Here is a 22,717-nt window from a genome sequence, read left to right as displayed (position 1 = left end):
TCAGCTGCGCTTTTTAGCTGTTTTTAGAATTTTATTTACCGAATCCTTATGTGAAAAATCTACCTTATTGGTAACTTCACTTTGGTTGTATACTAAAGAATTTGGAGGAACTGAAAATGTTATCCAGGCATTTCCACCGATAACACTGTCATGCCCGATAATTGTATCACCTCCCAAAATAGTAGCACCCGAGTAAATGATAACATTATCTTCGATGGTGGGATGACGTTTTACTTTCTTTTTACTCTTGGCTGAGTTAAGGGCTCCAATGGTAACACCTTGATAGATTTTTACATCATTACCAATAATAGTAGTTTCACCAATTACCACACCGGTGCCGTGATCGATAAAGAAATTCTCACCTATAGTAGCTCCGGGATGAATATCCACGCCGGTACGACTATGTGCATACTCCGTAAAAATTCTGGGCAATGCTCTTATACCCTGTTTCCATAGCTGATGAGAGATACGGTACACCGCTATGGCATAAAAGCCCGGATAGGCTTGAAATACCTCACTTATATCTAAGGCTGCAGGATCGTTGGCGATAAATGCGGCTGCATCTTTTTGTAAGGCTGCATAAATATCTGGCAGTGCATCGAAAAAGCAATCAGCCGCTGCCTGCGATTTAGCACCATCATTTACTACATCGTAAATCAAGGTAGCCAAATGGCTTTTCAATGCATATAGACCTTTTTGCAAATCCTTTTCCTTTTGATTTACCCCAGTTTTGGGGATAAAAAGAAAAGCAAAAATGTCATCCACAAACTGGTGGGCCAGATCCTTATCGGGCAGATTGCCGATTCTGGTATTATTCTGTAATAAAAGCTTTATAAAAGTCTTATTGCTCATTTTATCAAGGTTTTTCATGTATTGCTAATTGGTGTTTTTCTACAAATCTAAGCAATACATGAGTCCAATTAAAGAATCCATTTACGATAAGAAAAATCGCCGAAGTTTTCATTTTCCTTCTTCTCTTTTTGGTACACTGCAAACAGCTCATCTAAAGTTTCGAGTATTTGCGCTTCATCCAGATTCTCTTTGAACTTAGTATTCAGCCTCAATCCTTCGCGATCTCCACCAATATGCAGGTTGTATTTACCATATGCAGTGCCCACAAAACCAATCTCAGCATTGGGCGAACGACCACAACCATTAGGACAACCAGTCATTCGCAGAATAATATCCTCACTCTTCATGTTGTGCTTTTCGAGCAACGGCTCAATCTTTGAAAGAAGAGTGGGCAGATAACGTTGTGCTTCGGCCAATGCAAGACCACACGTATTCAGTGCTACGCAAGCGATAGCGTTTTTTCGTATAGCACTGGCGTTCTCCGTGTGCTCAATAATTTTATATTTCTTCAGAAGTTTTTCTATTGCGGCCTTGTCTTTGGGGGCAATATCAGAAAGAATAACATTCTGATTAGTTGTAAAATGAAAGTTACATTTTCCAAGCTCTGCAATTTCGTACAGTCCCTCTTTGAGTTTTATTTTTTCATCATCCAGTACCCTTCCATTTTCCACAAAAACTGTGTAGTGCCATTTACCCTTATAGTCCTGCACCCATCCGTATCGGTCTTGGCGCATGGTAAACTGATAAGGTCTTGCAGGCTCCAATTTAAAACCACAACGTTTCTCTACTTCTTCCCGATATCTGTCTACCCCCAGCTTATCGATCGTATATTTTAAGCGTGCCTGTTTTCTATCGCTTCGATTTCCAAAGTCGCGTTGCACAGTAATAATCTCATATACCACTTTTAGGATTTTCTCCTCATCATTTTCAACAAATCCTAATATAGAAGCCAGACGTGCATACGTATTCGGATTGCCATGAGTAGTACCCAATCCGCCACCTGCACCTACATTAAAACCTACCAGCTTATCATTCTCAATAATGGCAATTAATACCACATCATTAATAAATACATCCACATCATTATTCGGAGGAATTGCAATACCCACTTTTAGTTTTCTAGGTAGATATTTATCCTTATACAAAGGATCTTCCTCTGTTTTTTCTGTCAGTCTTTCTTCATCCAGCCAAATCTCGTACCAGGCACGGGTTTTAGGTTTAGCCATCTCGCTAATCTTAGCGGCATACTGGAATACTTCATCATACACAGGCGATTCAGACGGGTTGGCCGTGCAGCACACATTACGGTTCACGTCGCCACAAGTAGCAATAGAATCCAGTCCGGCAAGATTAAATGCCTTCATGGTGGGTTTGATATGCGATTTCAGAATGCCGTGTAGCTGAATGGTTTGACGAGTTGTAATTTTTATAACCCCGGTGGAGTGTTTCCCCGCTACATCGTTAATGGCTATCCATTGCTCTGGCTTTAATAAACCTCCGGGTATACGCAACCGCACCATGAAAGAATACAGCCACTCCAGTTTTTTCATGCTGCGTTCTTCCCTACGATCACGGTCATCCTGCTGATACATGCCGTGAAACTTGGTAATATTGGTATCGTCTTCGCGTACTGCACCTGTATAATCATCAGACAGGCTTTCCTTTAATGTGCCGCGAAGGCCATCACTGGCAATTTTAATTTTTTCTACCGCCGACAAATTTTGCTCGCTCATTTATACTCCTGTGTTGAATGTGTTATAATTTGATGATTGAAGATTGCGTTTTATAATACTCTATTGATTAATAAACGTCTTTTTCCCATCTACCTTCTTCTGCCAGCTGATGCAGATATTTCTCAGCTTCTTCCTGTGTCTTATTTCCATGCTCCATAAATATCTCCACTAGTGCACGTTCTACATCTTTACTGGTTGGCTCGCGCTTACCGCTGATATACATATATGCACCATTCTGTAACCACTCATACAGCTCTGCACCTTTTTGCTTCATACGGTGCTGTACATAAATTTTCTCTTCCTGATCGCGGGAGAATGCAAGATCCAGACGGGATAAAGTGCCGGTTTGCAGGTAGGCTTGCCATTCTACCTGATACAAAAAGTCGGTTAAGAAATGTTGTTCGCCAAAGAACAACCAGTTCCGTCCGCTTGCGCCAATAGCATCTCTTTCGGCTATAAAGGAACGGAAAGGTGCGATACCTGTACCCGGACCAATCATAATAACGTCTTTATCCGGATCAGGTAGGCGGAAATGTTTCTGTTTCTGAATAAAAAACTCTATTTCGGCACCTACAGGTACGGTTGAAAAGAATTCACTGCATACTCCGGTACGTTTTTCATCTCCCACATAATATTCATCCTTGCTCACAGTAATATGCACTTCGGTTAAGCCATGACTTGAAGGAGAAGATGAAATAGAATACATACGAGGCGCCTGAGAAGTTAATATTTTAATTACTTCCTCAAACATGGCCGCATCCTTTACCGGATAAATTTTCAATAAATCCAGCAAGCCAATTCTTGCCTCCTGCGGTACATCATGACCTGTAATTTCAGCATATTGCTTGATGGTACTTTTAAGTGGGTACATGATATTGAGATGCTTCTTTAAAAGCTCTCTTACCGAAGCTGTAACTTTTGCGGTCGCTATTTCTTTGTTCTCATCAATACCGGTAAGTTGAATAATTTCATCCACTACTTTGTCGTTGTTGGGAGGTATAATACCCAATGCATCACCAGGCACATAATCGATATCTTCTTCAGTACTGATTTCTATATGATAAGTTTCTTTGTTGCTACCCCGATCATTGAGATTGATATTCGTAACAACAGTTCCTTTATAACTTTTCTTACCGGCAGGTTTCTTATCTTCTACAGCCGGGCGTGCTATTACAGGCACGCTGCCTACATTTGTTTGTAGGGCGGCTATTACATTCTCAATCCAGTGTAATGCATCCTCTTCATAATCCACATCACATTTCTTAAGCGGTAGGATGCGATGCCCCCCTAATGCCTCCAATCTGGCATCAACATCTTCTCCTGTTTTACAGAATTGCGCATAGGAAGAGTCGCCCAATGCCAGCACTCCGAATTTCATTTTTTTCAGATCCAGTAGGGCTTCATGAATATGATCATAGAATTTCTTTGCCAATAGAGGAGGCTCTCCTTCTCCCTGGGTACTAATTACCACAAAGAAATATTCTTCTTTTGTAAGATCACTCAATCTGTATTGATCCAGTCCGGCTAGTTTAACTGTAACGCCTTTCTTTTTGGCAATTCCGGCCAATTGGGTGGCCAGCTTTTTAGCGTTACCGGTTTCGGTACCGTATACTAAAGTAATTTTTTTATTAAGAGGGGCTGGGGCAGCAGCAATAGCTCCCTGCAAAGCACCTGCCTGTCCGGCAATATAACCGTTCAACCATATAAGTTCTTCTCGTGAAAGTGTTGCTGTAAATTCCTTAATCTTCTGCAGCTTGTCTTCAGATAACATGCTTTATTGGTTTATTAATTTCATTGATGTTTTGAATACCCTCTCCTACCGATGCAAAATATTGTTCTGTATAATCACTGTTTTGCAGCCACCTGAACTGCTGATGCAGTGCTACTACTTTGCCTATTATTACCAACGAAGGCGAGGTAAAAGCCTTATTGCTCAGTTTTTGCTCATACTCGTAAATATTGCATTCATAGACCCGCTGGTAACAGGTGGTTGCCTGTTCGGCTATTGCAACATGCACATCTTTACTAATGCCATACTGAATCAGCTTTTCTACCACTTTCGGCAATGTCGAAGAAGACATATAAAACACAAGCGTATCGTTAGTTTTAGCAAGCTCGTTCCAGTAATCTTCCGTCACTACATCCGATTTATAGTAGGTAAGAAAGCGTACCGAGGTGGCGTAACCTCTTGCCGTCAGTGGAATGCCCGCATAAGCAGCGGCTCCCAACGCAGCCGTAACACCCGGTATAATCTCGTAAGGGATTTGATGCTCAATCAAAGAGTGTAATTCATCCAGAATATTAGAAAACACCGAAACGTCACCACCCTTTAAACGCACTACTTTTTTACCTTGAAGGGCATACTTCACCAACAGCTCATTAATTACCTGCTGCGGGGTGGAAACATTATTCCTGCACTCTTTTCCCACACGAATGATTTCGGCACCCGGAGCCACATAACGATGTAATATTACTTCACTAACCAGCCGATCTATCAATACTACATCTGCTTCTTTTAAAGCATTAGCAGCTTTTATGGTAATCAGGTCGGGATCGCCAGGACCGGCAGCCGCCAATACCACAGTACCTACCTCGGCTGGCCGACTGTAGGAAAAATTCTTAGTATGGTGAGGAATAATCATTTCATATGTTCTAACTCTCCATGGGAGGAGAATATATCAAAGTATTAATTGAGCAATACCGCAGCCACCGTACTGTTGCTGGTTTCATCCACCAAGATGGCATTCCCGTAATCACTTATTTTATCAAATGGATCGTATACCAAAGGTTGGGCTGTTTTTATCTTTGCCTTCACTACCTCATTCAGTTTTACGTTATCCGTTACTTCTGTTCGCTCCAGCGTATTTACATCTACTTTATATTCTATTTCTCTTACAATCGTTCTAAGCAGTCTTCCTCTATGTTGTAAAAGATATTTATTGCCCTGAACAAGCGGCTTATTATCCAACCAGCACAACACTACCTCTATTTCGCTTTCTACTTTAGGTAAATTATCGCTTCGCACAAAAGTATCGCCGCGGCTGATGTCAATATCATCTGCCAAGTGCAATACTGCGGCCTGTGGCGCAAAAGCCTCTTCCACCTCTTCACCCGCAATCTCAATTTTGGTGAGCGTGGTTTCGATACCTGCAGGCAACACAGTTATTTTATCGCCTTTTTTATATACGCCACTGATGATTTGACCGGCATAACCGCGATAGTCATGCAATTCCTTTGTTTGAGGACGAATTACATATTGTACTTGGAAGCGAGGGTCGGTATGATTGATGTCCTCATACACTTCAACCTCTTCCAGAAATTGCAATAAAGGCTTACCCTGATACCAGGGCATATTGGCTGAAGCCTCTACAATATTATCCCCATGTAAAGCAGCGATAGGAATATAGGTTACCTGAGGCAATCCTAATTGTGCAGCTACTTTTTCATAGTCTGCCTTTATTTCATTAAAACGCTGTTCGGAGAAATCCACCAAATCCATCTTATTAATAGCCACCACTACGTGAGGCATTCTCAGCAGTGAAGCAATAATGGAGTGACGGCGGGTTTGTTCTATGACACCGTTACGCGCATCAATGAGAATGATAATCAAACTAGAGTTGGACGCACCCGTAATCATGTTGCGTGTATACTGCACATGCCCCGGCGCATCGGCGATGATGAACTTGCGTTTGGGTGTATTAAAGTAACGATAGGCTACGTCAATGGTGATCCCCTGTTCACGTTCTGCACGCAAACCGTCTGTCAATAATGCCAGATCGATACCGTCGACATTTTTATTTTTAGATTGCTTTTCCAGTGCTTCTAACTGATCCACTAGAATGCTTTTACTGTCGTACAGTAACCGGCCTATTAAAGTGCTTTTACCATCATCAACACTGCCTGCAGTTATAAAACGTAGAATATCCATTTATTAAAATCTGATAATTTTTTAAAGTCTGTTATAAACTATAAAAGTCCGGGAACCGGAAAGAACAAATTGTTGTAGATACCGCGTGCTCTTCCCGACTTCCAGACTAACAACCTGTCTTTATTAAAAATATCCGTTCTTCTTTCGGTCTTCCATGGCCGCCTCGGTCACTCTATCATCAATGCGAGTTTCGCCTCTTTCGGAAATACGGGTAGACATAATTTCATTTACCACTTCGTCCAACGTTGTGGCGTTTGACTCTACCGCGGCGGTACAGGTCATATCGCCTACAGTACGATAGCGCACACGTTTTCTTTCAATTACATCACCCTCTTCAATAGTGATAAAATCAGAAACGGCTATCAGTTGTCCCTCATGTACCAATACATCACGTTCATGCGCGAAGTATATAGAAGGTAATTGAATATTTTCCTTCTTGATATAATTCCACACGTCTAACTCTGTCCAGTTACTAATGGGGAACACACGCACGTTTTCTCCTTTATGAATGCGCCCGTTGTAAATGTTCCACAACTCGGGCCGTTGCAACTTAGGTTCCCACTGTCCAAATTCATCACGTACTGAGAAGATTCTTTCCTTGGCTCTGGCTTTTTCCTCATCTCTGCGTGCCCCGCCAATACATGCGTCGAATTGAAACTCTTCGATAGTATCCAGCAGGGTATAAGTTTGCAGCCAGTTGCGGCTGGCGAACTTGCCTTTAGGTTCGGTCAGATTTCTGGCTTTAATGGTATCTTCTACTTTACGCACGATCAGCTCAACTCCTAATTCCTTAGCGAGATTATCGCGATAGGCCAACGCCTCTGGGAAGTTATGACCGGTATCGATGTGTACTAAAGGAAAAGGAATCTTTGCTGGAGCAAAAGCCTTTTTAGCCAGCTGTACTAATGTTATGGAATCTTTTCCTCCGCTAAATAGCAGAGCAGGCCTTTCGAATTGCGCCGCCACTTCGCGCATAATAAAAATACTCTCAGCCTCTAATTGCTCTAAATAGTCTAATTCGTATCTTTTCATTGTATATCTCAAATGCTAAACGCACAAAGCTGAATAATTACACTATGCTTAGTTAACATGAAGTCCGCATTCTTTATGCGATACTTCCCACCACCAACGGCCGGCACGGGCATCTTCCCCGGGCTCGATAGCCCTGGTACAGGGTGCACAGCCAATACTGATGAATCCCTTGTCGTGTAAGGGGTTGTAGGGGATGTTGTTTGCCTTTATATAATCAATCATTTGATCGTAGGACCAATGTATGAGTGGATTGAATTTGTATAACTGGCGGGCATCGTCCCATTCTAGCATTTTCATTCCTTTGCGATTTTCAGACTGCTCTGCACGCAGACCTGTAATCCAAACTTTAGCGCCTTGAAGAGCGCGATTCAGTGGTTTTACTTTCCTGATAAAGCAACACTCTTTACGATTATCTACAGATTCGTAAAAAGCATTAACCCCTTTTTCATTTACGTATTTTTCCACATCGGCAGTCTCGGGAAAATAAACCTGAATATTGGTTCTGTAACGGGCGTTGGTTTTTTCGAGTAACTCGTAGTGTTCGTTAAACAGTCGGCCCGTATCGAGCGTAAATATTTTTACAGGAAGTTGATTTCTGGCTATAGCGTGAGTAATCACCTGATCTTCCTGCCCCAGAGAGGTGGAGAACACCACTCCTTCAGGAAACAGTTGCGTTATTAAAGTAAGAGCTTCATTCAGTGAAGCGTTTTCTATATCCTGTATTTGTTGTTCTGTCAGCATTTCATTTTAACAATAGTTCATGGTTCATAGTTCACAAAAAATCATGAACTATGAACCCTTGCTGAACTATAAATTGGGTTGAGGAGTATAACGTAAGTAAGGTTTGATTTCTTTTACTCCTTTAGGGAATTTTTTAATAGCATCTTCAGTGCTGATAGAAGGCAACACAATTACATCCTGACCATGCTGCCAGTCTGCTGGTGTAGCCACGCTTTCGTATGCTGTTAACTGCAGTGAATCCAACACACGAAGTATTTCATTAAAGTTTCTACCAGTAGAAGCAGGATAAGTGATGATCAATTTAATTTTCTTATCCGGCCCAATGATGAACAAGGAACGTACTGTTGCCTTTTCAGAAGCATTGGGATGAATCATATCATACAAAGTAGCGATTTCCCTGTTCGGATCAGCCAGAATCGGGAAGTCTACACTACAGTTTTGAGTTTCGTTGATATCATTTTTCCAGCCATGGTGGCTTTCCAGCGGGTCTACACTCACAGCGAGAACTTTGGTATTACGCTTCGCAAATTCTTCTTTCAATTGAGCAGTTCTACCTAACTCTGTAGTACATACAGGAGTATAGTCCGCAGGGTGAGAGAAAAGAATACCCCAGCCATCTCCTAGGTATTCATGAAATTTAATTTCCCCCTCTGTAGATTGTGCGGTAAAGTCAGGGGCAATGTCGCCTAATCTTAATGCCATAGTAGTATAATTTTAAAAGTGGACTGCAAATATAATTCATTTTTCAAAACCCACCAAGTTAGTAGAGTATTATGGCAAAAAGACGGCTCGTTTGGACATATTTTTTAACCTTCTTTACATAATTATTTGAAAAACAGATCCTTTTTCGATGCCTGATTGATAATGTACTCTACAATTAATAGCCTTGGCTAGATCACGAATAAGATGTAAACCGAGTCCGTGGCGTGTGCTTACTACAGCATTCTCGTTATATAAGGCCTCCAATTGTTCCTCGTGCACGCCCGGACCATTGTCGGTAATACTTAATTCTACTTTATTGCCATTTGTATGGCTTTTCCAAACAATTTGTGGATTCTTGGTATTGGCCAATGCCTTTACTGCGTTGGAAGTTAGATTGTACATAATGGTTTTGAGATAATCTTCATCCGAACGTACCACTAACTGACCGGGGTTATGAAATTGAAAATTTATGTTCGGCTGGTGAAATTGTTTTTGAAGAAATTCAAATAAATCCTGCACGGGAATAGTCTTTTGTTGAGGGGCAAACCGCTCCATTTGGCTCTTACTCCACAAAAGCATTGCTTCCATCGTTTCCAATAAATTTTCTGCGGATTCGGTTAATTGTTTTTGGTGATGCGCTTCACGTTCTTTGTCAAAAATATCCGGCATTTCTTTTTGCAGATGCAAAAAGTTAATCAGGTTCACGATAGGACCACGGAGATCGTGGCTAAGGATGCCAAAAAATTTGGTCTTAATTTTATTGGCTTCATCCAATTCGTTATTCAAGGTTAACAAAGTAGTATTTGTTTTACGGCGTACTTGATTCTGGTGAAAAAGAAGGCCTCCTACAACTGCGATGAGTAACAATCCGGCCAAAGAAAGATTTCGCAGGTTCTTTTCAGATTGTATTTTTATTTTATTAGCGGCTTCCTGCTTTTGTTGATGGGCTAATAGCTGCGCCTGTTCCTGCTCGCTTCTTAATTGAGCCATTTTAAACTCTGTCGCTATTGCTTGTCGTTTTAAAGTTTCTTCCTGCTGCAATTTCTGCCGCTCGGCTTCTGATTTTGCCCTTGCTTGTTTTGTTTCATACTCATGACGCAACGATGCCAATTGCATTTCTTTTTGCAAAGCCAATTGCTGCTGCTGATGAACGAATTTCACGGAATCGGCCTTCCGCTCATTAATATATTGCAATTCTAAAGTAGCTGCCTTTTTGATGTTTTTTTCATTAAAGACTTTCTCTTTATATACTATGTGTTGTTTATAATTATAGAGAGCCCTCTCATAATTACCGGCCAAACTATCAGCCACTGATAGATTTTGATACACGTCGGCATACACTACATCCGAATTGAGCTCTTTTGCTATAGCCAATGCCTTCTCCAACCAGGGACGAGCCTTCGATGGCTGCTGTAGCTTGTTGTACATACTGGCGATATACTGGTAGTTTCCCACCTTTAGCCACGGTAAGGTAGCGTTGCTATTCATCATTTCATCCGCCGCAAGATAAGTTGCTAAAGCCTTTTCATCATCTCCTTCTTCCTCATATATACGTCCAAGGTTCATCTGCGCAGCTTGTAAAGAGGAATAATCTTTCAGCTCCTCAAAAATGGGAATTGCCAATGCCAACTGCCTCCTAGCTTCAGTAAATTTATGTTGACTTTTAAGCACCAACGACATGTTAAGGTGAGAGATTGCCATAGCTGGTTTATCTCCTATCTCCCCAGAAATGCTCAATGATTTTCTCAAATTCTCCAGCGCACGATCCAGTTCATTTATGTGTAAATTAGCTGCACTTAAATTCAAATAGTTATAAGCCATCATTTTTTTGTTTCCCAATGCTTCGGCCATCTTTAATGATGCTAAATAATTTTCTATGGCCATCGGATAATTTCCATCGCGAGAATCATTGGTGCCTAGGTTCAAATAAGCGGTGAGTAGGGCGTTCTTATCATCTAAGTTGGTAAAAGTATGAATAGCTTGTCGAAGTATATCGCGAGATGCAGCGTGATTCCCTTGATCCATATAAATAGCACCTAACGATGTTTGCACTACAGCAATTTCTTTAGCAGCTCCCAGCTGTTTCCAAATCTTAATAGCTTCTTCCAATGCAGACAGCGCAGCATTATATTGCTTCTGGTAATAAAATGCATCCCCTATTCCTTTTAAAGTTGTGGCAATATTTCGTTTATCATCCGCCTTTCTATACTCATGGAGGACTTTTTCATAGTAATATAAAGCAGAGTCGTAACGGAAGGCCGCAAAATATTGCTGGGCTGTGCTCAACAATGAGTCGGTGATAGCTTTTTTTACAGACTGTGTCCAAGAAAACAGGCACGTAAAAAGCAGTCCCACTGTAATAAAGTACCTCATCATGCCGATTGGTTTAAAATATACGCTATCTCCTTATTGTCCCGGTATAAAGTTATAAACAGAGAAAGTGTATAAGAGCTGGAGAGAAAAAAATCTCCATTTTTTACAATACGACTTACAGGCCTATATTACCTTATTAATATCATTTACTTGACTAATAAAATCCTGCGGTGTTATGGCCAGATAACGAGTAAAATCTTTGTATAAATGTGAAGCATCGTAATAACTATACTGCGCAATTTTCTTATCCAGCACCTTGGGGTTAAGGATGTAGTCCTTAACTAAACTGTTAAATCGTACCATAGAAGCTAGTTGTTTTGGTGAAGCTCCTACATATTGTCGAAAGCTGTCTAACAAATTGCGCTGGCTCGTGCAAGACTCTCGCGCTAGGGCTTCAATACTGATCACCCCTGATGTTCTTCTGATAAGGTTTATGGCTCTTTGTACATAAGAAAAATTATAAGGTATCTTCTTTAAAAGTTTGTTAGTAAGAAAAAGATGGATATGCTGCCATTTTTCCTCTATAGTACGGGCTTCCTGTATCCTTTCATTTAAAATACGAAATGACTGACCGTTGTAGCTGATATTACCCGCTCTATTAAAAAAATGAACAGCGTCTTCCTGCCAAAAAACACCTGTAGCCTGCGGATAGAGTAATACAAGTATAACATCCATTTTGGCCGGTATCGTAAACAAACTGGGTAATATGCCTTCCCCACCAAAATATATATTACAGGGTTGAAATATTAATTCAATTCCAGCAAATTGGTTGGTTATATTGAGTGTGTTTTCTAGCGAAAAAATAAAAGCAGGATGAAAACGTGGAAGTATTTTAAAGCTAAAACTTTCCTGAGCATTGCGCTTGAGCCATAAAGCGCTTTTTATATAGGGACTTAAGTGCAACGGTATGGGCAGCGAACGAGCTTGCATCAGCAGGCTGAATTTTTAATTGTGATATAAAAGTTATTATCAATCTTCAGATGCATTGAAATATAATTGTTGCAGCCCTTCCTTATAACTTCTCCCTACCGGTATTTTTACATCATTAACCCATACATGCTGGGGTGTTATTCTATCAATAAAATGCTTTTGCACTGCGTAACTTCTGTGTACTCGCACAAAACTTTTAAAAGAAGGGTTTGTAAGTAAGTTTCCTAAAGATATCAATACACAATGCTTCTTTCTTCTCGTTACAATACGGGTATAATCCTTCAATGCCTCCAAGTAAAGAATCTCATGTAACTTTATCTTGATATGGTTATGACCGTCTTTAACAAAGATTGTATCGCCATTTAGACTATAATCGAACAACTCTGATTTATACTTTAACTCCAGGTACGCTTGCAATCTCATCATGGCTCTGTCAAACCTTTCTGCCTTCAATGGCTTCACTAAAAAGTCGAGTGCAGCCACTTCGAAACTTTCAATAGCATAATCGGGGTAGGAACTAATAAATATACAGGCATCTATACTCATAAGTTGCCGACGCAGCTGAAGACCACTTTTTTCTCCCATATCAATGTCCAACAGTAGAACCTGTGGTTTGAGTTGATTCACTTCCGCCAACGCTGCTTCTGCATTTTCATAAACACCCACAATATTTAGAAACGCATATTTTTTTGCAAAGGCCAACGTGGTCAATCTATCTATTTCATGATCATCGGCAATAATGCAGTCGTATATATTGTTAAAAGCCACATAACAAATTTAAACTATTTCTGCTGTTCATCGATTCAAAATGTAGTTGGTCGATTAGCTTTTTTATACCCTTCATCTGGAGCGTAATTTTACCATGCATCAAGGAACACACACAGAAATAACATAAAAATATGTTTACCAAATTTTAAAAAACAAACGAACTATCATTAATCGCATTGACAATTTACTAAACGTTAAAGCTATAATTATGAAAAAAACAATTCTTATTCCAATGTTACTACTAGCCTTAGCTGCTTGTAAAAAAGACGGTGCTGATACATCGAAAGAACCTGACACGCCCAAACAACCATATATAGTTTTAAAAACGGAAAAAAATGCGAACACCGCAACAATAACATTACTCACCGATGCCGAACCCTCTGATCGTGCAGATGTATGGATAGACTTAAATAATAACAAGATAAAAGATCCTGGAGAAGAAGTAACCAAATTTGACAACTTTAATGAATATGCAACATATGAATTAAAGGGTAGCCAAACCATTACCTTGTACGGAAAGGTTACGGTATTTGGTTGCGGTAAACAAGAAATCAGTAGCTTGGACGTATCAAAAAACCCGGCTTTAGTGACACTTTATTGTGAAGATAACAAGCTCAGCAGTTTAGACTTATCGAAAAACACAGCCCTACTTAATTTGCTGTGCATTAATAATCAAATAGCAGGCAATCATATGAAGCAACTCATCAATAGCCTGCCTGCTAATAACGAAGAGAAAATGGCTTTGATAAAGGAAAATGGTGATGGCAATAGTCTACCTGCACAAGCCGAACTACAAGCAGCTAAAGCTAAAAACTGGAAGTTGTACCAATTGACGGGTATCTATGTAGAGTTACTAAACTAACTATCACAAATTTCGGAGCTAATCTGTTAATATCATTATAGGCAATCTTTTATATAATGAATGAGTAGACTCAGAATTAGCAAAAGAAGAAGAAAGATAATGATACTCATGTTACCTCTTAAAACATACTTTCTCCGCAATTCCTCCTAAAGGAAGATATCCTGTAAAGGAATATTTATGATATATCTCCCTGACGGTAGACATGGCGTGAAATAAAAATCAAACACCATGAATTATAATAAACAAATAACCCGCTATTACTGGAGCATTAACCCCATATTCCGTATGTATTCCACCATCTTCTTATATGGGCCCATAAATGGGAGTGAACTTATTGGTCGCTTATACTTTGAAGACGACAATGCGCCTACCCTTACACCTCACCGCTTTGAAAACAATTGTCTTGTTCTTTTTTTCAGATGGAGAGATATGCCATATATTATTGATATGCTACGCAATGAGTCGCCACTATGGCTATGGGCTTATATCAATGGCGATAAAATTGAAAACGCCACCATTTCCACCGATGCAGAGCCTGTGGGTGAAGGAGAATTATTAAAATACGAACAATAATATAGACCCTTTACAGGGCAATTTTATCCAATTATAAAAAGCATCAAAAATCTCTCCGCATCAAGGTTGCCCAAGTTTGCTCTTGCTTAGAATAAATTCCCAATCCACAACAATTCTCTCACTTATCATTCTTAATCATGAAAAATCAAACACCACACATCGAGGCCAGTATGCTTCAAAAGAAGATTACCGAAATTTACCAGCGTTTCAAGCCCGCACCCGATAATGACGATGAAGCTTCATCGCCCTGGTCATTAATTATGCAGATGGCGCTAGAACGCACCACGCATCATCTCTCAAGACTGGAAATACTGGGACGATTCAACCCCTACATATGGGAAGTGATTGGAGATCGTATGCATCGCATCAATACCGACTTTGGGTATCTCAATCCCCAACCCATACCGCCCCGTCAGCTCTTAGCACGTGTGTTGGCACAAGTTGTTGTAGAACGCACCCAACTAATATCAGATATTTCGGAAGGGCTGCAAGAAGGAAGTGCCGAAAAAACTGCAGGCAATTTTATGGCTCAGTTCGTCGATGAAATTTGTGGCACCCGACCCAAGATAAAAATACCTCCGGGTTGGCCTTGGATCTGGCCCCAACCCGAACCCGAGCCCGATCCTCGTTGGCAAATTTTAGAATTGACCACAATTGCTGAGGTACTTATTGCCGCATCCTTGCATAGCAACCTAAAAGACACCTATCAAAAGGCTGCTTCAAAAATTATTGATACCGCATTAAGCAAAACGTAACGAGATATACTATAAAAAAGCTTGTCTCTATGGACGATTTCCACATCAAAAGATGTCCTATTGCTGAGAATGGTGGAGATCTTAGAAGTATCGAACAATACAGGAATTGTAATTATTTCAAATTATAAACTGGAGTTATGTTCTAGTAAATACAAAAGGATATTTGAGTAAAAATTGCTTACATCTTATACTAGAAGCTTCTAACACTTATAGCTTCAAAAAAACATTGCATACTAATGAAACAAGTAGGGATTTAAAAAGCTAGTCAGCTATACAAGGTAATATATTAGGTATCTAGACATTCTTACTCCTTCGCGTTTTAATAATATTTCCAACCATCAATAAAATAAATATGAAACAAAAAACAATAATAATCATAACAGGCATACTGTTATCAGTAACCTGTTGCGCACAGAACCAGTATTTTCAACGATATGACGATAGCATATTACTGAAAAAAGATAACGACGCGCTGATTGATGATTTTGAAGTCATGATAAAACAAGTATCTCCGACTTTTAGTTTTAATGGCCTCTCAACAGAAATACCTGACAGATTTATGCCCGGCATGTATTTACATAGAACTAATAAAATATATCACATTACATGGCAAACAGGATGGCCGCCAATGCAAAACTTTTTGACTAAAATAACCGGCACTACCGACAGCGCGCAATTAATGGGAATGTTGTTTTTTCACGGTTTTTATTTTCCACACGAAGTAGGGCATGCTTTGCAGTACCACACCCAAATGGTTCCTGACAATAAATATGATGAAGAGTATGAAGCTAACGTTATGGCAGTCTTATACTGGCGCAGCAAAGGCAGATATCAAGAGTTGCAACAATGTCTTACTCTGGCCCGGAACGTGTTGGCACATTTGAAGAATCCGGTTCCTGAAAATGAAGATCAGAAAACTTATATAACCCAACATTACGACGAGTTGCTTAAGGATCCTTTTCAATATGGATATATACAATTCTCTCAAATAGCTCAAATATTGGAAGACACAACATTACCAGATTTCAAAACCTATGTAAAAAGATATTTTGACAAATAGAGTGCGGTAGATGTAGCATACCTATTATCATATTATCAGGTAATATGGGTTTACAACTTTTGCAAACCTAACCTGAGTTTTAACTGAAGCATTTAATCTTCCCTTTTCAACAATGAATCTATTAAAAACTATACAACTGATATTGTCTTTAGTCATTGTTTTACATATCTCAGGACAAGTAGCGGTTAAAAAACGTGGGCCGGTAACGGGTTTATACAGGATAACAGAAGTAGCAGATACAAATTTTCATTTGCTTAAAGTAGGTGATATAATAGAGATTTCCTCAACCAAAGGGTTTGTTCACCATAGAAAAGGGAAGCTGCTTCACCATTACAAAATGAAACCCATAACAATAATCACCAAACGTGTAGCGCCTTGTATTCTTCCTCCCTGTCCAGAGTTTAAAGATACCATACCGGCTTTTTATGTTGAAGCCATGAAGCGCATTATAATGATTAGCGACCTCTCATCCAAAAGTTATTTAAATATAACGGAAGCAAGACATGATGTACATACAGCGCAAATACCCCAAGCTGTCCCCATACATCTCGGGTGTGTGATGAAAAAAATTAAAATAAAAAAGAATCCAACAAATACTCATTAGCTACTTCATGCGAGCAGTAGCAAGTGTAAAAGAGCATAGTGGATGTAGTTTATGAATTTAAAATATCGTTGAGATAGGAATAGTTTTCACAATGTCACCACGTTTTTAGTTTTATTCTAAATATAAATTTTCTTAAATCTCCAAAAAATGAAATCGTCTATTCAACTTATCAACCTCTTGTTTATCATTTGCATATTTCAGCAGCAAATGCATGGCCAATCATCATCTAATAAAGTGCGTAAAGATGTCCTAGATCGCCATAATGCCATCAATGAAAACTTTAAATTGCTAAACCCTGCAGAAAAAACCGATATCAGCAAACCTTTCAAAATTTCCGGTTACGGCCTACCCGGTGCCACAGTTGAAGTTCAGGTGCGGCCGATATCAAAGGGCGGAGATAGTGGCCCTGTTCTCGTTTCAGGTGGTGTAAATACTAGAGAACCTCAATATTTTACGGCAACTGTAGATGCCAATGGTGCCTGGTCCTTACCAAAGGCGGTAAGTGTATCATTTAAAAAAAATGCAACCGATCGCCGCATTCATGTAATAGCCGGACAATACAAAGGTGCCTTGAAAATGCAACAACCTGTGGTGCGGGAAATAAAATTGGACAATGCCTTTAAAGTAGTTACCGGTACTATCAACACTCCTTTAAAAATCACATCGCATAAAGATGGCGACCGAGCTGTGGGACCTATCCAAATATTAGGTACTGGTCAACCGGGATTAAAAATACAAGTTAGCCTCTATGCCTATGCATCCGTTACGAGAAAAAAATCAGACTGGGAAAAATTCCATAACCTAATTATTACACCTAGTACACTGGAAAAAGCTCAAATTAAACAACGCCACTATCAAACCTATCATGTTACTATAGATCAAAATGGCAAATGGTATATTCCCGTGTTTCAGCATTTTGGTCATACGGACTGGATGAAAAACGCCTTTATCCCCTTTGCATGGTTGGTAATTGCACAATCGGAAGACCCCAATTATCGCAACGGGCACTCTATCTCTATTAAACTAAGAAGTGAATAAACACTAGTTATGGCAAATCATAAAAGAAAAAAAGTAAATAAAAAAACAGCCAAGCCAAAGCCTGTGATTACTATTTTGAAAGCATTGCCACAGCCTGTAAAATCAACACAACGGAAAAGCAAAAAATAAAACTCATCAAAACACAATGCCTTTAATGCCCTTTTGGTTTTTATTATACCTAGTAAACCGCAAAAAACGACGCCTGTTTTGTTCGGCATTATAAGCGTCCAAAGATGAGGCAGGAGCTGGCAGTGCTAATAAGTAACGATTGCGAATTCCATGATTGCAAAAATGAAAACGCAATATTAAATAGTATTATTTCATTCTACCGCACATCAAAATTGCTTGCGAATAGATTTAATCTTTCAAATCGGCTAATGTTCTATTTTCAAGAATGGCTAAAGTAGCATCACGCACCTGCTTCATAATATCATGCAACCCGCAATGCTTTTCATCGCAATTTTTACATCGCTCATAAAAGTTGAGACTAACACAAGGTAGCATTGCAATAGGACCATCAATCAAACGAATGATCCTCGTCATCTTAACTGAGGCGGGATCTACTTTAAAAAAATATCCCCCTCCTTTCCCTTTTTTACTATCGAGAATATCCGCTCTTTTTAACTCCAGCAGGATGTTTTCTAGAAACTTTAACGGTATTTTCTTCTTTTCAGCAATTTCCGAAATCAAAACAGGCCCTTTCTGTTGCCTTTCAGCAAGATAAGTAAGTGCCTTGAATGCATATTGAGATTTTTTGGTAAGCATATTTTCAACACTACGAATTTACTACACTTTTAACTATAATGCTTTTTATTATTCAGCACATTGTCCAGTGTCCACGCCACCTTTTTCTCAAAAGGTTGTTTGCGTACTGGGCAGTCTTTTTTCAGGCATATAGGACACTGCACCCCTTCTACACAACCATCTGAATGTACAAAAAGTTCTACAGATGCCCCATATGCTTCTTTTATAATGTTCGAAAAAATATCTATCTCCTCATGTGCCTCCCGCACGTTAAAGTACCAGGGTACTGTTAAATGGGCATCTATATGAAAAATACTCCCGTACTTGATAATGCGTAAGTTATGTAAATCAATCCAATTTTCCCTACGATATCCGTTGATATACTGAATCATTTCTTCCTGCAGTACCTTATCTGCCTCATCCATTATTCCTGCTATGGAGCGCCGAATGATATTATATGAAGTATAAAGAATAAATCCCGCCAATATTACGGCCACCATTGCATCTATCCAGTAAATACGGATAAAATAGATGACAATTAACCCTGCAATTACAGCCAGCGTGGAATAAGTATCGGTTTGTAGATGTCTGCCGCTAGCCTCTAGCGCCAGAGACCGGTTCTTTTTCCCCTTTTGGATGCATACAGCACCTAGCGCGTAATTGATAATTGCGGTGATGGCAATAAGTATAATGCCTAAATCGACTCTTTCGACAGGTACAGGATTGATAAGCTTCCGAATCGCTTCATATAATATAAAAATTCCTGTCGCCCCGATTAAGATACCCTCCACAGCCGCCGACAGAAACTCGGCCTTGCCATGACCATAAGGGTGATTGCGATCGCGAGGCTGTGCAGCTATGAACAAACTGTAAACCCCCACAAAACCCGCTACTACATTTACGATGCTTTCCATGGCATCGGTAAGAATGGCCACCGAAGCCGTAAAGTAGTATGCTGCAAACTTCAGAACTACCAGTACAAGCGATACCGATGCAACCCATTTTTGCATTCTTAAGTTTTGCAATGGAACAGAAGGTTGCATCATGTGCTACAATTTGATGTAAAACGAATAATCCCTAATGCTTTTATTATGAACGCTGCCTTTTTATCAGTTGTACCAGGCTGCGCTTCAGTCGTAAATAAAACTCCTTATTAAACAGATTGGAATCATGCATTGCCTTATAAATCAAAAATACACCTATTGGCACTAATACAAAAGTAGCCAACCACATACCTGTAAAGGCGCTCATCTCCAGCTCTTTCGCCAGCTTTTCCCCTCGGGTAGACACAAAGTAAAAAATCATAAAAAAGATAATGGCAAAAATCATGGGCGTACCCAATCCTCCCTTACGGATAATAGAACCCAGTGGCGCTCCAATCATAAACAACACAATGCAGGCCAACGCTAGGGATACTTTGCGATGCCATTCGATTTTATACTTCTGTAACGTTTTTTGTTGATCTTCTATGATGCTAGTATTGAGTTCTATATTGCTCTTTAAATTACGAATAACCGTCATAGCTCTGGTGCTCACATCATCGCGGGCACTGTCTGGAAGCAAAGCATCAAAACTATTGGGATCTTTCTTCACCGCTGCAGTAGCAGTATGTATACTATCCTTGTGCTTATCAGCTGTATCAGTAGCCTCTTTGGCCACCACAGCATTACTATCAGGGGATGTAATACTGTCTTTCCGTACAGAATCTGCACGGTTCTGTACCATATTCTTTTCTTTTTCGTTGTTTTCGCGGTCCCTTATATCAAGAGCTTTGGGAATTGTAGGGCGCCCTTCTTTGATATTATTTTTCCGCTTGGCAATGGCAGTTGCTGCGGTAGATGTATCATGGGTTTTGCTTCGTGCCGTGTCTTTTATAGCACTACTCGTATCCTTGCTGGGTGTAGCGGCTTTACCACTCAAGTAGGCTTTGATGTTGGCATCGAAATTCAGAATAGAATCGGGAATCTTGGTGTCCTTCAACACACTATCCTTATAAATAAGGACCTGTAGCCCCATATACAAATTATCCTTAAAATTTTTTAAGGTGATAGAGTTGTGTTTGTTCATAGAGTCGATGGCCACATCCAGCTGACGCATGTTATACATCCGCTCGTTGATGTTTGTGCTATCCTCGCTTTTTTTAAAGCTGAAAGCACTGATATCCATCTGCATTTTATATTCCTTAAATCCCAGTCTGATGTATTCGGTAACAGAGTCGTTTTTATTGCCTCGCTCCTGATAACGCCACCCGTTTTTAAATACAATATCCAGAAAACGCTTATCGGGCGAGGGTTTCATTACTCCGTCATTAGCAACAAGAAAATTATCCTGCAATCCGTAATCATCATCCTGAAATACGATGACATCTCGAATGATACTATCGTTGGGTTCTTTTTTCCCAATTTTAATCGCAAACCTGTCAATGCCGTCAAAAAATACCCCCTCTTTAATGGCAAACGCGGGTTTAGCTAACACGATATCAGCAAGCAGGGTTCGCGACTTCAGATTGGCTACTGGAATGACATAGTTTGAGAACAAAAAAGCACCTGCACTGATCATACCGGCCACCACAAATAACGGCATCATAAAACGCAGCAATGAAATTCCAGCCGATTTAATCGCCACCAGCTCGAAACTTTCACCCAGATTTCCGAAAGTCATCAGAGAGGATAACAGAATGGAGAGGGGTAACGCTAAAGGAATTAATACCGCGCTTTGGTACCAGATGAATTGAAGAATGGTTTGTGCATCCAGCCCCTTCCCTACAAAATCGTCAATCCACAGCCAGAAGAACTGCATAATCAGCACAAACAGCGTAATGAAAAAAGTGGCCACAAACGGGCCAATAAACGCTTTTATTATAAGTTTATCGAGTTTCTTCACCTTTGCAATTAATATCTTTACAAATGCAGTTAGCAAAAATACACCTTTCCTCCCAGCAGATGAAGCTTGTTAGCAATCCTGAATGGATTTTAACAAAGAACGCCATCCTACAACATATCCAATCAGCATTTGGGGACCTTTTTGCGGAGCAGCAACAATGTATTTCAACAGTCGTTTTACCGGAGGCTATTCGAAAGACCGGGGGAAAAATATCCAAAGGAGAAAACTACCTAGGTTTGCCGTGGATTGTACTGGATCATCCTCGCTTTTTCACCCGAACAGACATTTTTGCCATACGTACTATGTTTTGGTGGGGAAAATGCTTTAGTACGACGCTGCATCTTTCGGGGCAATGGCAGCAACACTTTTCCGAAAAACTCCTAGCGGCTTTTGAAATACTTCAAAAGCACGATTTCCGGATAGCATACCAAGGCCATGAATGGGTGCACGATGTTAATGATAGCAGCTATCTTTCATTACAGCAAATAAAGCAGGAAGAATTCGGACGCATTTTGAAGCAAGCCTCTTTTGTAAAAATTGCTGCCTGTACTGCCATCACCAATGCGAACACGGCAACAAGAATACTTATGAATCAGTTCGACATACTGGTTAGCGCAATAAAATAGATGAACATGTCGTATCAGCATGCTTATTAATTACCCAGTCGGTGAAACAGATCCTTAACCTGATAATCCCACAATTGCGATTGATCCTTAATATCTTTCTTTTCAGCGAAATCGGTAATAACTAAAATGGTCTGATTGGTAATTTCCGATTTATCAATCCTGAACTCAAAATACTCGTCTTTTGGAGCTCCTACCCACCTGAAGCGTATAAAGCTCTCCTCCTCCTTTTCGAGCACTTCGGCTTCCTCTACACTACCATTCCAACCGAAGTAAAATTTACCGTCGCGTTCATCAACAGTCTCGGCAAACCACTCTCCCAGCCCGTTAGAAGTAGCCAAAAACTCGTATAAAATTGTGGGGGAGCAACGCACAGGATACTCCAGTGTGAACTTCTGTTTACTCATCTTCACATAAATTAGTACTCAATAAGTCGCAATTATATAAAATTTATGATACCAACAAAATTTATTTTTAATACCTCCAGAATACCTCATTCTTTACAGGATATCAGTA

General features: G+C 39.9%; 22 protein-coding genes. 7 read left to right on the top strand and 15 right to left on the bottom strand.

Annotation, left to right across the window (positions count from 1 at the left end; all coding sequences use genetic code 11):
- From epsC to V2H41_RS00715, 11 genes are all read right to left on the bottom strand, one after another.
- Positions 1–852, bottom strand: a complete 852-nt coding sequence (gene epsC, locus V2H41_RS00765) for a serine O-acetyltransferase EpsC (RefSeq protein ID WP_330973200.1) — start codon at positions 850–852, stop codon at positions 1–3.
- A 68-nt stretch (positions 853–920) separates the two neighbouring features.
- Positions 921–2,585, bottom strand: coding sequence for an assimilatory sulfite reductase (NADPH) hemoprotein subunit (gene cysI, locus V2H41_RS00760; protein WP_330973199.1), 1,665 nt, complete (start codon positions 2,583–2,585; stop codon positions 921–923).
- Positions 2,586–2,652: 67 nt separating this feature from the next.
- Positions 2,653–4,356 (bottom strand): diflavin oxidoreductase, encoded by a 1,704-nt coding sequence (locus tag V2H41_RS00755; RefSeq protein WP_330973198.1) that lies wholly within the window; start codon positions 4,354–4,356, stop codon positions 2,653–2,655.
- Entirely contained in the window at positions 4,346–5,227 is an 882-nt protein-coding gene (gene cobA, locus V2H41_RS00750) for a uroporphyrinogen-III C-methyltransferase (RefSeq protein WP_330973197.1), read from the bottom strand. Before cobA ends, V2H41_RS00755 begins: the two co-directional genes overlap by 11 nt.
- A 44-nt stretch (positions 5,228–5,271) precedes the next feature.
- Positions 5,272–6,513: a sulfate adenylyltransferase subunit 1 gene (locus V2H41_RS00745; protein ID WP_330973196.1), complete on the bottom strand. Its 1,242-nt coding sequence runs from the start codon at positions 6,511–6,513 to the stop codon at positions 5,272–5,274.
- Positions 6,514–6,636: 123 nt separating this feature from the next.
- Complete coding sequence (cysD, locus tag V2H41_RS00740; RefSeq protein WP_330973195.1) at positions 6,637–7,545, bottom strand: sulfate adenylyltransferase subunit CysD; 909 nt, start codon at positions 7,543–7,545, stop codon at positions 6,637–6,639.
- Positions 7,546–7,593: 48 nt separating this feature from the next.
- Positions 7,594–8,286 carry a phosphoadenylyl-sulfate reductase gene (locus V2H41_RS00735; protein WP_330973194.1) on the bottom strand — a complete coding sequence of 231 codons (693 nt, stop codon included), beginning with the start codon at positions 8,284–8,286 and terminating at the stop codon, positions 7,594–7,596.
- A gap of 66 nt (positions 8,287–8,352) precedes the next feature.
- A complete protein-coding gene (locus V2H41_RS00730) occupies positions 8,353–8,988 on the bottom strand; it encodes a peroxiredoxin (RefSeq protein WP_330973193.1) in 636 nt (211 codons plus the stop codon).
- 114 nt (positions 8,989–9,102) lie between these two features.
- Entirely contained in the window at positions 9,103–11,364 is a 2,262-nt protein-coding gene (locus tag V2H41_RS00725) for a tetratricopeptide repeat protein (protein WP_330973192.1), read from the bottom strand.
- A gap of 120 nt (positions 11,365–11,484) precedes the next feature.
- Positions 11,485–12,291, bottom strand: a complete 807-nt coding sequence (locus tag V2H41_RS00720) for a helix-turn-helix transcriptional regulator (protein ID WP_330973191.1) — start codon at positions 12,289–12,291, stop codon at positions 11,485–11,487.
- A gap of 39 nt (positions 12,292–12,330) precedes the next feature.
- Complete coding sequence (locus V2H41_RS00715; RefSeq protein WP_330973190.1) at positions 12,331–13,059, bottom strand: LytR/AlgR family response regulator transcription factor; 729 nt, start codon at positions 13,057–13,059, stop codon at positions 12,331–12,333.
- Positions 13,060–13,267: 208 nt separating this feature from the next.
- Between V2H41_RS00715 and V2H41_RS00710 the strand changes: the two genes are divergently transcribed.
- The 6 genes from V2H41_RS00710 to V2H41_RS00685 all read left to right on the top strand — a co-directional run bounded on the left by V2H41_RS00710 (position 13,268) and on the right by V2H41_RS00685 (position 17,951).
- Complete coding sequence (locus V2H41_RS00710; protein WP_330973189.1) at positions 13,268–13,921, top strand: hypothetical protein; 654 nt, start codon at positions 13,268–13,270, stop codon at positions 13,919–13,921.
- Positions 13,922–14,149: 228 nt separating this feature from the next.
- Positions 14,150–14,494, top strand: a complete 345-nt coding sequence (locus V2H41_RS00705) for a hypothetical protein (RefSeq protein ID WP_330973188.1) — start codon at positions 14,150–14,152, stop codon at positions 14,492–14,494.
- A gap of 137 nt (positions 14,495–14,631) precedes the next feature.
- A complete protein-coding gene (locus V2H41_RS00700) occupies positions 14,632–15,249 on the top strand; it encodes a hypothetical protein (RefSeq protein WP_330973187.1) in 618 nt (205 codons plus the stop codon).
- 352 nt (positions 15,250–15,601) lie between these two features.
- Positions 15,602–16,309, top strand: coding sequence for a hypothetical protein (locus V2H41_RS00695; RefSeq protein ID WP_330973186.1), 708 nt, complete (start codon positions 15,602–15,604; stop codon positions 16,307–16,309).
- 112 nt (positions 16,310–16,421) lie between these two features.
- Positions 16,422–16,913 carry a hypothetical protein gene (locus V2H41_RS00690; protein ID WP_330973185.1) on the top strand — a complete coding sequence of 164 codons (492 nt, stop codon included), beginning with the start codon at positions 16,422–16,424 and terminating at the stop codon, positions 16,911–16,913.
- Between the two features lie 147 nt (positions 16,914–17,060).
- Positions 17,061–17,951 (top strand): hypothetical protein, encoded by an 891-nt coding sequence (locus V2H41_RS00685; protein ID WP_330973184.1) that lies wholly within the window; start codon positions 17,061–17,063, stop codon positions 17,949–17,951.
- Between the two features lie 357 nt (positions 17,952–18,308).
- Here V2H41_RS00685 and V2H41_RS00680 read toward each other — a convergent pair whose 3' ends face one another.
- Genes V2H41_RS00680 through V2H41_RS00670 form a run of 3 tightly spaced genes read right to left on the bottom strand, consistent with a single transcriptional unit; the run spans position 18,309 to position 21,578 of the window.
- Positions 18,309–18,716, bottom strand: coding sequence for an RrF2 family transcriptional regulator (locus V2H41_RS00680; RefSeq protein WP_330973183.1), 408 nt, complete (start codon positions 18,714–18,716; stop codon positions 18,309–18,311).
- Between the two features lie 29 nt (positions 18,717–18,745).
- Positions 18,746–19,741 carry a cation diffusion facilitator family transporter gene (locus V2H41_RS00675; RefSeq protein ID WP_330973182.1) on the bottom strand — a complete coding sequence of 332 codons (996 nt, stop codon included), beginning with the start codon at positions 19,739–19,741 and terminating at the stop codon, positions 18,746–18,748.
- A gap of 43 nt (positions 19,742–19,784) precedes the next feature.
- Positions 19,785–21,578 (bottom strand): LptF/LptG family permease, encoded by a 1,794-nt coding sequence (locus tag V2H41_RS00670; protein WP_330973181.1) that lies wholly within the window; start codon positions 21,576–21,578, stop codon positions 19,785–19,787.
- 23 nt (positions 21,579–21,601) lie between these two features.
- Between V2H41_RS00670 and V2H41_RS00665 the strand changes: the two genes are divergently transcribed.
- The gene (locus tag V2H41_RS00665; RefSeq protein WP_330973180.1) at positions 21,602–22,204 is read left to right on the top strand and encodes a hypothetical protein; all 603 of its coding nucleotides are present in this window, start codon (positions 21,602–21,604) and stop codon (positions 22,202–22,204) included.
- A gap of 26 nt (positions 22,205–22,230) precedes the next feature.
- On the opposite strand, the gene V2H41_RS00660 is transcribed toward V2H41_RS00665, so the two are convergent.
- Complete coding sequence (locus V2H41_RS00660; protein ID WP_330973179.1) at positions 22,231–22,608, bottom strand: START-like domain-containing protein; 378 nt, start codon at positions 22,606–22,608, stop codon at positions 22,231–22,233.
- Positions 22,609–22,717: the final 109 nt, after the last annotated feature.

The organism is Niabella digestorum (assembly GCF_036409055.1).
Classification (GTDB): domain Bacteria; phylum Bacteroidota; class Bacteroidia; order Chitinophagales; family Chitinophagaceae; genus Niabella; species Niabella composti.
This window is presented reverse-complemented; position numbering and strand designations above follow the sequence as displayed.